The 16,823-nt window shown below is 65.6% G+C and carries 9 protein-coding genes; 2 read left to right on the top strand and 7 right to left on the bottom strand.

What is annotated here, in order from left to right:
- From ML540_RS06155 to ML540_RS06145, 3 genes are all read right to left on the bottom strand, one after another.
- Nucleotides 1-771 (bottom strand): YceI family protein, encoded by a 771-nt coding sequence (locus ML540_RS06155; RefSeq protein ID WP_243359361.1) that lies wholly within the window; start codon nt 769-771, stop codon nt 1-3.
- A gap of 109 nt (nt 772-880) precedes the next feature.
- The gene (msrB, locus tag ML540_RS06150) at nt 881-2,005 is read right to left on the bottom strand and encodes a peptide-methionine (R)-S-oxide reductase MsrB (protein ID WP_243359359.1); all 1,125 of its coding nucleotides are present in this window, start codon (nt 2,003-2,005) and stop codon (nt 881-883) included.
- A 33-nt stretch (nt 2,006-2,038) separates the two neighbouring features.
- Nucleotides 2,039-2,290: a hypothetical protein gene (locus tag ML540_RS06145; protein WP_243359357.1), complete on the bottom strand. Its 252-nt coding sequence runs from the start codon at nt 2,288-2,290 to the stop codon at nt 2,039-2,041.
- Between the two features lie 191 nt (nt 2,291-2,481).
- Between ML540_RS06145 and ML540_RS06140 the strand changes: the two genes are divergently transcribed.
- Entirely contained in the window at nt 2,482-3,654 is a 1,173-nt protein-coding gene (locus ML540_RS06140) for an ABC transporter substrate-binding protein (protein ID WP_243359356.1), read from the top strand.
- 58 nt (nt 3,655-3,712) lie between these two features.
- On the top strand, nt 3,713-6,262 hold the full coding sequence (locus tag ML540_RS06135) for a cache domain-containing protein (protein ID WP_243359352.1): 2,550 nt from the start codon (nt 3,713-3,715) through the stop codon (nt 6,260-6,262).
- A gap of 16 nt (nt 6,263-6,278) precedes the next feature.
- On the opposite strand, the gene ML540_RS06130 is transcribed toward ML540_RS06135, so the two are convergent.
- The 4 genes from ML540_RS06130 to ML540_RS06115 form a co-directional block, all read right to left on the bottom strand.
- On the bottom strand, nt 6,279-8,303 hold the full coding sequence (locus ML540_RS06130) for a YgiQ family radical SAM protein (RefSeq protein WP_243359350.1): 2,025 nt from the start codon (nt 8,301-8,303) through the stop codon (nt 6,279-6,281).
- A gap of 160 nt (nt 8,304-8,463) precedes the next feature.
- Nucleotides 8,464-12,027, bottom strand: a complete 3,564-nt coding sequence (locus ML540_RS06125) for a PEP/pyruvate-binding domain-containing protein (protein WP_243359349.1) — start codon at nt 12,025-12,027, stop codon at nt 8,464-8,466.
- 99 nt (nt 12,028-12,126) lie between these two features.
- A complete protein-coding gene (locus ML540_RS06120; RefSeq protein ID WP_243359348.1) occupies nt 12,127-15,828 on the bottom strand; it encodes a pyruvate carboxylase in 3,702 nt (1,233 codons plus the stop codon).
- Between the two features lie 10 nt (nt 15,829-15,838).
- A complete protein-coding gene (locus ML540_RS06115) occupies nt 15,839-16,810 on the bottom strand; it encodes a biotin--[acetyl-CoA-carboxylase] ligase (RefSeq protein WP_243359345.1) in 972 nt (323 codons plus the stop codon).
- Nucleotides 16,811-16,823: the final 13 nt, after the last annotated feature.

Here is a 16,823-nt window from a genome sequence, read left to right as displayed (position 1 = left end):
CTAGCGCAGCATCTCCAGGTTGATCACCACCTCGGCCGTGTCGCCGAGCGCGCCCATGCGCTGGAACTTGCCATCGCCCACGTGGAACTCCAGCAGGTTGATGGAGAACCGCGCCTCGAACCCGACCACCTGCTTTCCCTGCTCCAGGGGCGAGGGTTTGGTCCCCAGGTAGGTGAAGGGCAGCTGGATGCGCTTGGTCACGTCCTTGATGGTCAGGTCGCCCTCGGCCACATACTCGCTGCCGCCCTTGGATGTTATCTTCTGACTGACGAACCACATGGCCGGGTACTTGCCCACGTCGAAGAAGTCCGGACTCTTCAGGTGTTCGTCGCGCTTGGGCACGCCGGTGCTTATGCTGGCCATGTCCACGCTCACGTCGATCACGCTGCCCTCCAGGTTCTGCGGATCGAAGCGCACCGTGCCGGAATAGCTTTCGAAGCGTCCCGGCACCTTGGCCAGGATATGTTTGACGAAGAACATCACCGAGCAGTGGGGCGGGTCGAAACTCAAGGCCGGGGCGGGAGCAACGGTCTTGGACTCCGCCCCAGCCGGGGCGGGCCCGGCGTGCGTGGCTGTGGTCCCCGAAGGCTTGGCGGGGGCTGCTGACGGCGATCCCGGCGCCGCGGGCTGAGCCGGCTGGGCCTGAGCCGGCTGCACTTGAGCCGGCTGGGCCTGGTCCGTCCCGGCAGCCACGGCGATGGGAGCCCAGGCCGCAAGCCCGGCGACGGCCACGAGCGCGGCGATGCTCCAGAAGCGCGGAAAGCGTGTCATGGTTCCTCCCGGTTTCACGTTGCGGCTTCGACCGGCCGCCGGAGACCGTACCTTCAGTTTGTGAAGCCTCCGGAGCCCACAGGGACAAGCCCTTTGGGCTCCCCCCGCTCTACTTGAAGAGCGGCGCGTACTGACCGTACCCTTCTTTTTCCAGATCCTCGGCCGGAATGAAGCGCAGCGCAGCCGAATTCATGCAGTAGCGCAGCCCCGTTGGCGGAGGCCCGTCGTTGAAGACGTGTCCCAGGTGCGAACCAGCCAGCTTGGAGCGCACCTCGGTGCGCACGGAAAAGAGCGAGCGATCCTCCTTGGTGACGATGTTGCCCGGCTCCAGGGGCCTGACGAAGCTCGGCCAGCCCGTTCCGGAATCGTACTTGTCGAGGGAAGAAAACAGCGGCTCGCCCGAGACGATGTCCACGTAGATGCCGGCGCGCTTGTTGGCGTTGTACTCGTTGTCGAAGGGCGGTTCGGTGCCTTCGTGCTGCGTCACCTTGTACTGCATGGGGGTGAGGGTCTTTTTCAGTTCAGCGTCGCTCGGCTTCGTGAACGCCTTGGGACCGGCAACGGGTCCGCCCTGCCCCGGCCCTGGTTCGTGCTGCTCGCCCCAGGTCTTCTTCAGGAACTGGTCGCGCCCGGAGCCCCAGCGGTAGTAGTTGTACCGCACGGGATTGTTCTTGTAGTAGTCCTGGTGGTAGTCCTCGGCAGGATAGAAGGTCTCGTAGGGCCGAATCTCCGTGACGATGGGCTTGCCTTCGAATACGCCGGATTTCGCCAGGCGCTCCTTGGATTCCTCGGCGATCCGCTTCTGCTCCTCGTCGTGGTAGAAGATGGCCGAGCGGTACTGCTTGCCCCGGTCCACGAACTGCCCGCCCGCGTCGGTGGGGTCGATGTGATGCCACAGGTATTCCACCAGTTCGGCATAGCTCACCTTCCCCGGATCGAAGAACACCTGGATCGATTCCATATGGCCGGTGCTCCCGGCGGAAACTTCCTTATAGGTGGGGTTCGGTTCCTTGCCTCCGCAGTAGCCGGAAATCACCCGTGTGACTCCCGGGACCTTCTCGAAGTCGGATTCGGTGCACCAGAAGCATCCACCCGCGAAGGTGGCCACGGATTCGCCGGGTCTCGGCTTGAGCTCCTCGGCGGTAACGGCCAGGGCGCCGCCGTCCAGGGGCCAGATGCAGCCCGCCGCCACCAGGGTGAAGAACCAGCCCAGGGTCAGTGAAAACGTCCTCATGATATTGCCCTCGGATACGTCTGGGTGCCTGGCTCAGACCGCCAGGGCGCAGGTCTCGTAGTCCTTGGAGAAGCCCCAGCTGCGGGCCTCGGCTTCCTCCACCCAGGGTTTGGCGTGCCCGTGGCTGGCGCGCACGCCGTTGGAATCGGTAAAGACGAGAGCTCCCGGCCCCTCCACCATCAGGATGGCTCCCATGCTGGTCATCATCCCCGTCCTGGGAGCGATGATTCCGATGATCTCGCCGGTGGCGTCGTCAAGTACGGGCAGAGAGAACAGTGCGCGCATGAGGTGCCTCCTGTGTTGAAGTTAAGAGTCTTATCGGCCACATACCACGCTTTTCAGGAAAGGCAACGTAAAAGCGGCCGGTGCATTGCACGTTTACCTGTCCGCACCGGCCCGGGACATCCCCGGAAGCTTCTGTTTACGCCCGGTCCGGGTCCTGTTATGGCCTTGCCGGAAAACTTCCGGAGATTTCGATGGGTGCACGCATCCCCACCACCCTGGCAGCCTTTCTAGCCGTTCTGAGCGTCCTGGCGGCCGCATTCCTCCCCCTTCCCCTCGAGGCAGCCGACACCGCCCCTGCCCCCAGACAGGAGGGAAAATGGCGCATCGCCTACGTCGAGGGAGGCACCTACGAGAACTACCAGAAGGTCCTCAAATCGTTCGTGCGGGGTCTCGAGAAGCTCGGCTGGATCCAGGCCGACGAAACCTTCCACAAGACCAGCTTCCCGGACGATCGGGCCATGTGGGCCTGGCTTTCGCAAAACGCCCGAAGCGACTACCTGGAATTCGTGCCCGACGCGTTCTGGTCGGCCAACTGGGAGGAAACGGCGCGGGAGCGGAACAAGGACGAAGCCATCAACCGTCTGCGCGAGCGCAGGGACATCGACGCGGTCATCGCCATGGGCACCTGGGCCGGGCAGGATCTGGCCAACGACCGGCACTCCACCCCGGTGATCGTCTTCCAGTCCAGCGATGCGGTGAAGGCGGGCATCGTGAAGTCCGCCCAGTATTCCGGGCGGCCCCATGTCTTCGCCCTCTGCGATCCCGCGCGCTACAAGCGCCAGGTTTCCGTTTTCCACGACATCGTTCACTTCAGGAAATTGGGCGTGACCTTCGAGGACAGCCCGACGGGACGTATTTACGCCGCCATCGACGACGTGAAGGACGTCTGCCGTGAACAGGGCGTGGAACTGGTGGAATGCCACGCCGTGACCAACTCGCCGGATTTCTCCCAGGCCGTGGCCAGCTTCCGCGCCTGCAACGAACGGCTCGCCAAGGAAGCGGACGCGGTGCTCATCACCCATTCCATGACCGTGAAGCCCAGCACCATGCCCGAACTGTTCAAGCCGTTTCTGGACGCCAAGATTCCCACCTTCGCCCAGATGGGCTCGGGAGCAGTCCGCCGTGGGGCGCTCCTGAGCCTCTCCCAGACCGACTTCAAGGCCATCGGCCTGTTCTACGCCAGGGCGTTTTCCCAGATACTGCGCGGAGCCAGCCCCGGCAGCCTGCCCCAGGTGTTCGAGGATCCGCCGGTTCTCGCCGTCAACCTGGAAACCGCAAAGCGCATCGGATTCAACCCCCCGAGCGACGTCCTGGCGGAATCGGAGGAAGTCTTCACCAGCATTCTCACCCAGGATTCTCAATGAGGCTCCCCAGGCGATGACACGTCCCTTCGCCACAATTCAATCGCGGATTTTCGCGGCTGTGGCGGCCATTTTCGCCGCTGGTGGACTGCTGGTGTTCTCCATGGCCAGGACCATGCTCACCGATGACATCCTGACCCTGGAAAAAGGATTCGCCACCGAGATACGCAGCCTCGTGCGTCTCACCGCCGAAAACAGCTTCAACCGCTACCTCGACCTCAAAAGCGCCGCCGTGGCCGAGCGCAAACGCCGCATCCAGCAGGCGTGCAGAGGCGCGCTGGTCGGCATCTCCCTCCTGCACAGCCTCGAGAACGCCGGGGACATGACCGGCGAACAGGCCCGCAAGAAGGCCCTGGCCTGGGTCAAGAGCCGCACCTTCGGCCCGGACGCAAGTTCCGTCTTCATCCTCGACCACGACCTCACCGCCCTCGCAGTGAAGGACCCGGGGCTCGAAGGTAGGAAATGGACCGGCTTTCCCAACCTCAAGGGCCAGGACGCATTCGAACTCGTGGGAAAGACCGTCCGGGAGACGGGCAGCGCGAGTTCGGTCTTCTGGTGGGCCGATCGCGACGGCGGCCAGAAGAGCAAGCGCATGGGCATGTTCTTCGCCTTTCCGCAGTGGGACTGGATCGTGGGCACCATGGTGGACATGGAGGAGTTGGAGAAGATCGACGGCGTCCTGCGCGAGAAGGCGGTCCAGGAACTGGCCTCGGACCTCTCCGGCATACACTACGGAGACAAGGGGCGTCTTTTCATTGTGGACAAGACGGGGCGGGTTCTCCTCAACCCTTGGCGCGAGGGAACGGCGGCAAGCGGCATGACCGGGAACGCCGCGGGATGGGCCTTCCCGGAAGAGGTGCTGCGCTCCGCCCAGGGCACCGGCCAGCCAGTGGAATACCGATGGCCGAACCCCGTCACGGGCGAACCCGAGAGACAGATCGCCTTCGTGGAGCATTTCAAGCCCTTCGACTTGAACATCGCCCTGATCGCAAGCATGGACGAACTCACCCGGCCGGGCGACAAGCTGGCCCTCGTGCAGGCCGTCATCGCCTTCGGAGTGCTGATGCTCGGGTTGTGCGCGCTCTATCCGATCCTTTTGGGCATATCCAAACCGCTCAAGGTGCTCTCCGAGGAGGCCCGCGAGCTGCCCAGGGGCAATTTTTCGCGGCCGGGCCAGCTCGCCATGGAGCTGGACACCCTGGCCGAAGGCGCCACCACGGAGGTGGCCGACCTGGCCAAGGGCTTCCGGTTCATGCTCCAGGAACTGGCCACGCACCTGCAGGCCATCAGCGAATCCCAGGCCATGCTCACCTATCTGAACCGCACCCTGGAGCAGCGGGTGGACGACCGCACCAAGGACCTGGAACTGGCCAACTCAAGGCTCCAGGCAGAAATCGCCGAGCGCATCGCCACGGCCGAGCAGATGATCCAGGCCAAGGACGAAGCCCTGGAGGCGTCCAAGGCCAAGAGCCAATTCCTGGCCAACATGAGCCACGAGATACGCACGCCCATCACCTCCATCCTGGGGCTGGCGGAGCTGTCGCTGCTGGCCTCGTCCCGGGGCAAGGAGGGGCACTACTCCAGGCAGATCATCCAATCCACCCGCGACCTTCTGGCCCTGGTCAACGACATCCTGGACCTCTCCAGGGTCGAGGCCGGAAAGATCACTCTCGAAAAGATCCCCTTCGCCCCCAGGGAGACCATCGACTTCGCGCTGGGCCGCTTCCAGGCCGCCTGCCGGGAAAAGGGGCTGTCCTTCTTCGTGCGCTGGGAGGGGAACCTGCCCGGCCGCCTGTTGGGCGATCCCCTGCGCCTGTCCCAGGTGCTGGGCAACCTGGTGGGCAACGCGGTCAAGTTCACCCGCAAGGGCTCGGTGACCGTGACCATCGGACCGGCCAGGCCCTGCGGGGATGGGCGCATCGAAATCCAGGCTGCGGTGGCCGACACGGGCCCCGGGATCGCGCCCGAACAGAAGGAGAAGGTTTTCGAAGCCTTCCATCAGGCAGACTCGGGCTATTCCAAGTCGCACCAGGGAAGCGGGCTGGGACTGGCCATCTGCCGCGAACTGACCGCGCTCATGGGCGGGAGCGTCTGGGTGGAAGCCGGCCACGAGGGGGGGAGCGTCTTTTTCTTCACCGCCCGCTTCGAGTCCGCTCCGGCCCAGACCCAGGAGGCCCTCCCCCAGCCGTCCGCAGGGGCGGTGCATGGGCGACGGCTGCGAATCCTCCTGGCCGAGGACAACGCCCTCAACCGGGGCTTCTTCGAGGAGTTCCTGGAATCGCTCGGGCATCAGGTCCTTTCCGTGGAGGACGGGCAGGCCGCTCTGGACGCCCTGGTGCGCGAGGAAGTCGATCTGATCCTGATGGACGTGCAGATGCCGCGCCTGGACGGCCTCGAGGCGACCCGCCGAATCAGGGCCGGGGAATGCGGTCCCCGTGCGGCGGCGGCGCCCATCGTCGCCCTGACCGCGTCGGCCATGCTGGGCGACCGGGAACGCCTGCTCCAGGCGGGCATGAACCACTACCTGTCCAAGCCCGTCAAGCTGGACACCCTTCAGGGTGCGGTGGAGATGTTCACTCAGGGGCCGGACGGCGATCCCGCCCCGGAGTAGCGTAGGCCTTCCCGGCTCATCCTCTCGAACGCCGGGGGCCCTTCCTTCCGGCGGGCCTGCCGCGTCCGCCCCGGCCGGGCTCAGGCTGGGGTCCGGCTGGGCCGCCCTGCGCCGTGCCCCGGCTCTTCCCTCCCCCGTTTCGGCGAGGGTCCTTTGCTGCCTGCGCGGCCGGACCCGCATGCGAGCCGCCCGCGCCGCCGCGAGAGGCGCGGGGATGCGTTCCGCCGCCTTCCGGCTCGCCGCCCCGGCGTCCTGGCGCGCCGTTGCGCTCCTGTTCCTTCCTGTCGCCGCCGCGCCTGCCCGCCCCTGCTCCGGCCAGGCGCCGCTCGCGTCCGGAACTGAGCGCCGCGTGCTGGCCCAGGCGCTCGGCGTCGCTTCGGGCCACATGGATGGGCTGGCCTTCCAGGTCGGTCCCGGCGAAATACATGGCCGCGGCTGCGGTTCCGGGAAGCGGGATGAAGCACTGCACCTGGCTCGGCTTCCAGCCCTTGGCCTTGAGCCAGCCCGAGAGGTCCTCCATGTCCTGCATGGTGCAGCCGGGGAAGGCGCTCATGAGGTAGGGGACCACATACTGCTCCTTGCCCGCGCGGTCGGATTCGTTCTCGAAAAGCCCCAGGAACTGCTCGAACACCGAAAAGCCCGGCTTGCGCATGAGCCGCAGCACGTGGGCGGCCATGTGTTCGGGGGCCACCTTGGCCTGCCCGCCGGTGAACTCCCGGATCATGCGCGACAGGGCGGGCTTGTCCGCCAGCCCCAGGTCCATGCGCCAGCCGCTGGCCACCCGCACGTGGCGCACGCCCGGCACGCGGGACACGTCGTCAAGAAGCTCCACGAAGGCGTCCTGGTCCACCTGGAAATGCTTGCAGATGCGCGGCGTCAGGCAGCTTGACCGCACGCAGGAGGTCATGTCCCCGGCGCAACGGCCTCCCCACATGTTGGCGCTGGGGCCGCCCACGTCGCTTATGCTGCCGGTGAAGCCCTTGGTGCGGGCCAGGCGGGCCGCCTCGTCCAGGGCCGAGCGCCTGCTGCGGGAGCGGATGCGCCGCCCCTGGTGCAGGGCCAGGGTGCAGAAGGAGCAGCCCCCGGCGCAGCCGCGGTGGATGTTCAGGCTCCCCCGGATCATGTCCGCCGCCGGAATGGCCTCGGAGTACGACGGGTGGGCCTGCCTGGTGAAGGGCAGCGCGTAGAGCCCGTCCAGGGCGTCCCCTTCCAGGCCCTCGCCCGGCGGGGTCAGCACCACCAGCCGGTCGCCGCTTCGCTGCACGGCGGTCTGCCGGTTCTGGTGGACGTGGCGCTCCATGGTAAGCGTGGCCTTTATGAGGAGCCTCGGGTCGGCCAGGATGTCCTCGTGGGAGGGCAGCTCCAGCACGTCCATTCCTTCGGGAAGACTGCCTGGCTTGCACGCGTACACCGCGCCGGGAACGCGCTGCAGCACGTCCGCGAGTTCCCCTCCCTCGGATTCCAGTCGGTCCAGTCCCTCGGCCAGGGACAGCACCGAGTGCTCGGCCATGCCGTAGAGCACCACGCTGGCCTTGGCGTCCAGGAGGATGGATCGTCTGAGCGAGTCGGACCAGAAATCGTAGTGGGACACGCGCCGAAGCGAGGCCTCGATGCCGCCCAGGGCCACAGGGATGCCCGGAAAGGCCCGGCGCACGAGGTTGGCGTAGACCACCGACGCCCGGTTGGGCCGCGCGCCCGCCTGGCCGCCCGGGGTGTAGGCGTCGTCGGAGCGTTTTTTGCGGAAGGCCGTGTAGTGGGCCAGCATGGAGTCCAAAGACCCGGCCGTGACGCCGGCGAACAGACGCGGGCGGCCCATGACGGCCAGGTCGTCCGGCGCTTCCCAGCGGGGCTGGGCTATAATGCCTGTCTTGTAGCCGTGGCTGACCAGCCAGCGGCCCAGAAGCGGCGCGCCGAAGGAAGGATGGTCCACATAAGCGTCGCCGGTGACGAGGAGCACGTCCAGTTCGTCCCAGCCGAGGCGGTCCATCTCGGCGCGGGTCATGGGGAGGAAGGCGGGTTGGTCGATGGGGGTGCGGGGCATTTCGTGAGTATGGCCACTGGAAGTGTTTCCGTCCAGTGGCCTTGCCGGTCCCACGCAAAAAGGCGGCCTCGCGGCCGCCTTTTTGCTATTCGGGATTCCAAAGGGCGTAGCCCTTTGGCCGCCGGAGGCTCTAACCTCCGGCCTTTTCTCTTTTACTCGACTACCAGCTCTTCTTCCTCTGGTCTGCCAGGGCCTTGGCCTGCTCCTCCCAGTCGCTGAATCCGGCGTGGTAGAGGGCGTCGGCCACGGTCTTCTCCCAGTCCCAGGCGGCGTAGATCACCGGCTTGTGGAAGGCTCCCCGGTACTTCTCCAGCTCCTGGCGGTAGAAGCCCTCCTTGGGGGTGTCCAGGTGGTCGCGCAGCTGAGTGGCAAGCCTGGTCAGCTCGCCTTCGTACCACTCGGAGAGGTCCTTGGCGGACTTGTACTTCTTCAGGATGTGCTCGTACTTGTGGGATTTCAGCAACTCGTGCAGCCGGTTCAGGTGCTGCTCGCCGATCCAGCCGCCCAGCCTGGACACCGGGATGTTCATCCCTTCCACGGAGGCCACGTCGAACTTGGTCTGGTAGTAGGTGTCGGGCACCACCGAGGCGCTCACGATGCCAGCGATGGACACCAGGCCCCGCAGGATGAGGCTGTTGGACACGCCCTGGCCACAGAAACCCACCTTCTTGCCCATCTTCTGTCCGGTGAAGATGGTGGCGAGGATTGCCCAGACCACGGCCGGGTCCTCCTCGTCGTAGATGTGCTGCAGGCTCGGGTTGTCGCGGTCGGTGGCCAGCACCATCTGGGTCATGTCGTTGGAGCCGATGGAGAAGCCGTCGAACTCCTGGATGAACTCCTTGGCCAGGATGGCGTTGGAGGGAATCTCGCTCATCATGTGGATCTTCAGGCCGTCCTCTCCGGAACGCATCTTGTGCACCTTGGAGAGGTAGCGCTTCATGGAGCGGGCTTCTTCCAGGGTGCGCACGAAGGGCAGCATCATCTGGAGGTTCTTGCCGCCGAAGATGCCGCGCGCCAGCTTGAAGGATTCGATCTCCCAGTCGTGGATGTTGCGGGAGACGCCCCGGTAGCCGAGCATGGGGTTGTCTTCGTAGTTCTCGAAGAGCATGCCGCCCACCAGGTTGCGGTACTCGTTGGATTTGAAGTCGGTGGTGCGGTAGATGATGGGCCGGCCGTAGAAGGCCATGGCGAAGAGCGCCAGGTTCTGGGCCAGGGTCTGGACGTAGAGCTCCTTGCCGGTGCGGTAGCCGCGCGAACGCAGCTGCTTGCCGATGCGTCCGGGCAGGGTGCGCACCTCTTCCATGTCGCGCTGGATGCCCACCTGGCGGGCGATCTCGGCGCGCATCTGGGAGATCTTCTCCAGGGTCTCGATGATGAAGGGCTCATTCGCCACGGCCTGGGCGCGCTCGGCCACGTGGGCCTTGACTTCCATGCGGCGCTTCACGGCCTCGGCGTGGGTGGAGGTGTCCTGCAGCTCCTCCCAGTAGCCCATGATGACGGCCACGTGGTCTTCCAGGCTAGTGGAGGTCTTGAGCACCTCCAGGCGGCGGGTGGCGTTGCCCAGGTATTCGTCGAGCTTCTTGTCCAGCTCGCGCAGGCGGCGGTGGATGGCCAGCACCTCGTCGGTGCCTCTGGCTCCTTCCCTCTCGGTCAGCTGCTCCAGCTCCTTGGCGAGGCCGGTGACCAGGCCCACGTACTGGCGGAGCTTCAGGTCCATGGGGATGTAGCCCGCAGCCATCTGCTCGCGGATGACCTTGGTCAGGCGCTGGTCGTATTCCAGCAGCTTCTTGTCCACCAGCTGGTTCAGCATGCCCTGGTCGTAGGCTTCAAGGGCCATGGGGTGCACGCCGATGTTGCCCAGCATGAATTCGGCGCGCAGGAGGCCCACTTCGAAGTCCTGCACCATGCGCAGGCGCGACAGGAACAGGGCCTGGCCCACGTCGGCCAGGATGAGGCCGACCTTGGTCTTGGTGGCGGGAAGCTTGGAGAGGTCCATCTCGCCGCCCACGGCCACCAGGGGCAAAAGGCCCCGGTAGGCCACGCCGCGCGAGCCGTCCACGGTGACTTCCTGGCCGTCCAGGGAGCGCAGGAGCTCCGCGCGCTGGATGCCGATGACCGCCGGGATGCCAAGTTCCCGGGAGGTGATGGCGGCGTGGGAGGTGTCGCCGCCCACGTCGGCCAGGATGGCGGAGGCCACGCGCATGCCCGGCACCATGTCCGGGTCGGTGCGTTCGGCGGCCAGGATGTCGCCCTTGTTGATCTTGTTGAGCTCCAGGGCCGAGCGCAGGAACTTCACGGTGCCCTGCCCTGCTCCGCGCGAGGCGCCGTTGCCCTCGAGGATGACCTCGGCCCGGGCCAGGGCAGCCTTGTCCACCTCCATGCGGCGCATGAAGATGGTGTCGGGGTGCAGTTCGAATTCCTCGTTCCAGCGGGTCTCGGGGCGGGCCTGCACGAACCAGAGCCGCTCGGACTGGTCGATGCAGAACTCGGTGTCCATGATCATGCCGCCGTAGGCCACGGAGATGGCGCGCACGCCGCGGGCCACTTCCTCGGCCTGGGCCAGGGACAGGGCCCAGCGGTAGGCTTCGAGCTCGTCCACGGGCACGATCTTGGTGCCGCCGCGCTCGTCGTAGATGATCTTTTTGTCTTTAAATCCCATGAAGCGGATGACCACTTCGCGGGAGTCCTCGCTCTGGAACACGTAGAGCTTGTCCGGGGTGACCATGCCGCCCACAACCGCCTCACCCAGGCCGTAGGAGCAGTCGATGGAGACCAGGTCCTTGCGGTCGGTTCCCCGGCAGCCGGTGGAGGTGTCGGCGGAGAAGGCCGTACCGGAGATGACCGGGTTGATCATGCGCATGATGCACACCGAGAGCGAGGTGTTCTCGATGGCCCATTCCTGCTTGGCCTTCTCGGCGATGGTGTTGTCACCGGTGCGTTCGGCCAGCTGCACGGCGTCCAGGATGGCCTCGCGGCGGTAGGTCATGGAGCGCAGGTTGTAGGCCGAGGAGCAGTCCCACTGGTAGGCTTCGACCACGCGGTCGTCGCCCACGATGTTGAGATACGTGTCCTGCAGGCCCGCGAAGGCTTTCTTGCGCGAGTCCTCGCCGGCGGCGGAGGAGCGCACGGCCACGGGCACGTCTTCGAGCCCGGCGTCCCTGCAGATGTCCTGGTAGGCGCTACGCACGGCCTCGGCCACGTCGGCGGGCATGTCCACGCAGAGGATGGCCACCTGCACGAGAACGCTTCTCTTGCGCAGCTGGTCGATGCCCTCGGGGGAGGTGGCGAAGCCTTCCACCACGTTGTTGACGAAGGTGCGCAGCTTGATGAGCGTGGCCTTCTCGGGGGAGGTGGCCTTCACTTCCTGGGCCAGGGTGCGCACGAAGTGCTTGAGGAACTCGGGGTCCTTGTTGACCTCTTCGCCCGCCCAGTCGATGCGGTTATATTCGTGGTCCACGGTCTGGCGGATGAGCGCCGCGTTGACCTTGGTCTCGTCGAGGAGCTTATGGAAAGCCACGGAGGAAACGGCCCGGAACTGCGGGGCGCGGATTCCGGACACCTGGCTTATGATGGCGGTGTTGTAGTTCTTGCCCCCCACCAGGAGCTCTGCCTCTTCTCCGATGGCCGCGATGTCGGCGCCGGTGAGGATGAGCTTCTTGGTCATTTCTTTCTTCTCCTTGGCGGGAGCTTTGGGGGCGGCAGCTTTGGCAGCGGCTTTAGCCATTCGATTCCTCCTTAGGAATATCCAAACAACGTCCTGGAACGCCAGCCTCGTGGGCTTCGCGCTATCAGATTGAGTGACGGACGGGCAAGTGAAACCCGTTTAATCCGCGTATTCCATACCGTGCCCGCACCAGGGGCAGTACTGGAAGTCCTCGGCGGCCAGGGGGGCCTTGCAGCCGGGACAGACCTTGCTCACGGGCATGAGCTCCACGAGCAGTTCGCCTTCCTTCACCGGAACCATCTTCTTGTCCTCGAAGTAGTCGGCGTTCTTGATCACCCGCTTCACCACTCCCTCGACCTGGGAGAAGACGGACTTCTCCTGCTTCATCACGGAGATGTTGAACACCTCCTGGCCGGGCTTGAGGAAGTCGCCGGGGCTCACGTGCATGACCCACAGGTCGCCGTTGCACGGGGCCGCGATATGGTACGGATTGGACGGGTCGGCCATCTCCACGGCCTGGGCCTCGCGGCCGCCCAGGGCCTCGGCCACCTTGACCTGGTGGGACAGGATCTCCGAGTCCAACACGTAGCGGACCACGCTCATGCCCTGGTGGTCCGGGGCGGAGATGTCCAGCAAGGTGAATGTGTGGGGCTTGCCGCGGGAGTCCTCGAAGAACATCTCCTGGCCGGGCTCCAGGCCCTCGAACCACACATCCAGGGGCAGGCGGTTGGGGTCGCCGTATTTGGTGCGGAACTCGATGGTCTTGAGCGCGTCGCCGGGATGGTTCAGGTACATCACGAACTCTTCGCCGGAAGGCTGGCGCTGCAGGCGTTTCTCCAGGGCTTCGAACTCGCCGGTCAGGTCCACGTCCTTGAGCGAAACGAGCGGGGATTCCATGGTGCGCTGCTCGATGGCGGTCTTCCAGTCGGAGCCGAAGGCGGACTCGTAAACCCAGTCGGCCGGCCAGCCCAGGGGAAGCTTTCCGTACTTGCCCAGCAGCAGCTGGCGGAAGGCGTCGTTGGCGTCGGCGTAGAGCATGAGCCGGTCGGCCTTGCAGGCCTGGGTGATGCACTCGTCGGGATGCTGGCTGGTGGCGTCGAGCACTTCCAGCATGTCGCGCACGGCGCGCTCGCCGCCACGCTTGTAGGCCCCGGTGACGGCCAGGAAGGCCGTGTTCCAGGTGATCTGCGAGCCGGGGGTCACGTCATGGTAGCGCACGATGCGCCGCGTGCCCGCCAGGAACTTGAGCATGTACGGGAGCAGGTGGATGTAGCCCTGCTTGAGCGCGCCCTCCTGGCTGGAGCTGGTGGCGCCGCCAGGCATGCCGTGCTCCACCACGTCGTAGTCGATGCCCTGGAAGTAGGGGGCGGTGTACTTGTCGTAGTAGGGCATGATCTGCTTGAGCACAAAGCCGCAGGTGCGGATCATGTCCTTGTTGAGGCTGGTCTTGAGGCCCAGCTCGTCTTCGAGGTAGGCGGCCGTGGAGAGCACCTCGCCCTGGCCGTACCAGCGCACGGAGGCCCCGATGGCCGTGTCCACGATGTGCGCTCCGGCCTTGGCCGCCGCGCCCACGGCGGGGACGAACAGGCCGTCGGTGTAGTGGCGGTGGTAGTCCACCACCAAGTCCGGGTATTTCTCGCGGATGGCCGTTACCAGCGAGGAGATGAAGCGCGGCGGGCACACGCCGGCCATGTCCTTGAGGCCCAGGGTGATGATCTTGGTGACCTTGCGCTTGGAGAGCCCGGCCACCTTGCCGCAGCACTCCAGGATGTCCTCGAGCACGCCCATGTAGTGGTGCACGTCGAAGCCCTTGGCCCAGGAGAGCGAGATGGCGGGCTGGAAGATGTTGCCCTTGGAGTTGAGCGCCACTTCGGCGAAGGGCAGCATGTTCTCGATATGGTTCAGGAAGTCGAAGCAGCGGATGATGTCGTAGTGCTCGCAGATCATCTCGCCGGTCAGGCGCATGACGTTCTTGGGCTGGGGCTTGTAGCCGAGCACGTTGGTGGAACGGATGAGGATCTGCTTGCAGGTCTTGGGGGCGAAGCAGTTCCACTGCTCCCCTTCGGTGAAGGGGTAGGTCATGTTGGCCATCATGGCCACGTGGAAGTGCGCGCCCCCGCCGTTCTCAAGCGACAGGAAGCCACAGTTGTCCAGGTAGGGGCCTATGAGGGCATCCTCGGCCAGACGGAAGCGGTTGCCCGAGTTGGACTGGGTGATGTCGCGGGTGGTGGTGTCCACGAAGTGCACGATGCCCGAGTCGCGGATCTGGTCCAGGAGCGCCTGGCGGTCGCCCCGCGGATACGGGGCATTCCAGGACTTGTGGTCAAGCAAAGGCATGGCCGGGATGAAGCGGCCCAGACGCTTGTCCTGGCGTCCCCGGTACTCGCCCAGCTGCACGTGGGTGTTGTAGCCCTTGGCGGAGATTTCCGAGGTGAGGCGCGCCAGGCGGAAAGCCTCGGGCTCCACGTCGCGGTATTCGAGCAGTTCGGGCGCGGTGGCGATGAAGTTGGTGTCGTAGTCGCCCGAGCGGAAGCGGGCGTTGTTCATCACCTGCAGGTGGAAGGGGATGGTGGTCTTGACCCCGCCCACGATGTACTCGCGCAGGGCCCGGTCCATGATGCCCACCACCTTTTCCCAGGTGCGGGCGTAAGTCATGAGCAGCGCGCCGGCCGAGTCGTACTGCGAGGGGAATTCGTAGCCGGCGGAGATGCAGGAGTCGAGACGGACGCCCGGGCCGCCGGGGGAGATGTAGCGGGTGATGAGCCCGGCGTTGGGCGTGAATCCCTGGCGGGGATCCTCGCAGTTGATGCGCACCTGCAGGGCCCAGTTGGTGGGCTTGGTGTTGTTCTTGGTGTAGCGCAGCTTGGCCCCGAAGGCCACGGCGATCTGCTCCTCGACCAGGTCGATGCCGTAGCGGCATTCGGTGATGCCGTGCTCCACCTGAAGGCGCGTGTTCACCTCGATGAGATACGGGGTGCCGTCGGGCTCCACCAGGAATTCCACGGTGGCCAGCGAGTAGTAGCCCACGTGCTTGATGAGCTTCTCCGACCAATCCTTCAACTGCTCGCGCAGTTCGGGGGTCATGCCCTTCCAGGGGGAAGGGGTGATCTCCACGAGCTTCTGGTGGTTGCGCTGCACGGTGCAGTCGCGCTCGTCCAGGGCCAGGACGTTGCCGTGCTTGTCGGCGATGACCTGAATCTCGATGTGGCGCACGCTGCGCAGGTACTTCTCCACGTAGAGGCGCGGGTTGCCGAAGCTGGCCTGGGCCAGGGCGGACGCCTTGGAGAAGGCCTCCTCCAGCTGCTTGGGCTCATGCACCACGTAGATGCCGCGTCCGCCGCCGCCGCCCTCGGCCTTGAGCATGATGGGGAAGGTGATCTGGCTTGCGATCTCGCGCGCCTCGGGCACGCTCACGGCCGACTCGGAACCGGGCACCACGGGGATGCCGAGCTCCTTGGCCACGTTGCGCACGGCCACCTTGTTGCCCAGCAGGTTCATGGCCTCGGAGGTGGGGCCGACGAAAACGATGCCCGCCTCGGCGCACTTGGCCGGGAAGGTGTGGTCCTCGGAGGCGAAGCCCCAGCCCGGGTGGATGGCCGCGATGCGCTTGGCCTTGGCCTCGCGGATGATGAGGTCCAGGTCGAGGTAGGCCCTGGGATCCTCGCCGAGCAGGATCAGCTCGTGGGCGCCGGCCACCGACGGGGAGGTCATGTCCACTTTGGTGGCGGTGAGAACCGGCACGGCCTGGAAGCGCTCGCGGATGGAGCGCAGCACGCGCCTGGCGGTTATACCGCGGTTGGCGACAAGTATCTTCTTGCCCTGGATTTCCTTGAGAACGTCCTGAAAGCTCTTAACGCCCATGGGGATGTACCTAACCTGGATTCTTGAGCGGGCCCTCGGGAGCCCGCCAGATGCTGCCGGAGGTGAGAAGCCGTTCGCCCGCCACGCCAGCGGGCTTAACCCTAAGCGCCCCGTCCGGGGCGAGCCCTATGATCCGGGCCCGCCAGGGGGTCTCACCGCCCTCGCGGACCAGCACGTCTTGGCCCAGCCATTCAAGATGGGGCTCGATCAAGGACGTTACGTTGTGGGGTGTGCCTTGGGTAAGAGTCGTTTCGTAACAGATTTTCACAAAATCCACAAGATCGCGCCACAACCCCAGGGGGGTGGCGTTCAATCCGCAGGCCTTGAGGTATCCGGCAGGCACGGCGTGGTCCTCGCGCAGCATGGCCAGCGGCGGCGAGCTCACCAGGTTGAGCCCGATGCCGGCAAGCACAGTGCCCCTGCGCTCCTCCACCAGCATGCCGCCCACCTTCACCCCGCCGGCCAGGATGTCGTTGGGCCACTTGATGCGCGCGGGAACCTTCCTGCCGAGCAGGAATCCGGCCATGCAGTACCCCAGGATCAAGGGCAGCAGGCTGTCGTATTCGCGGGGAGGCTGCGGCAGCACCAGGGCCGCGTACAGGTTGCCGGGCGGGGAATCCCAGCCGCGCCGGAGCTGCCCGCGCCCCGACCACTGTGATACCGCCAGCACGGAATCCCACGGATCCAAAAGCTTGTTCTCGGCCATGGGCCGGGCCACGTCCAGGCAGGACGAGCATGGCCCGCACACGACTATCCTGCCCCTGACCTTCTCGCTCGAAAGCCACCAGGACTCCTGGGCGCAGGCCGAACACCACGGAACCAAAACCTCTTGCCAAGGCGCGAAAGCACGCGCATCCTCTGCCCACCCCGGGTGGCAATCCGCCAGTTTTTCGGGAAACAACGGATCGGCCAGCTCCTCACGCCCCTGCGCCCACAGGAGCACGCCCGGTCCCGGAATACGGGGACCCTGAAGCTCCGTCACGGATCGGAACCCT

Origin of the sequence: Fundidesulfovibrio terrae (assembly GCF_022808915.1) — a bacterium.
In the GTDB taxonomy this organism is placed as follows: domain Bacteria; phylum Desulfobacterota; class Desulfovibrionia; order Desulfovibrionales; family Desulfovibrionaceae; genus Fundidesulfovibrio; species Fundidesulfovibrio terrae.
This window is presented reverse-complemented; position numbering and strand designations above follow the sequence as displayed.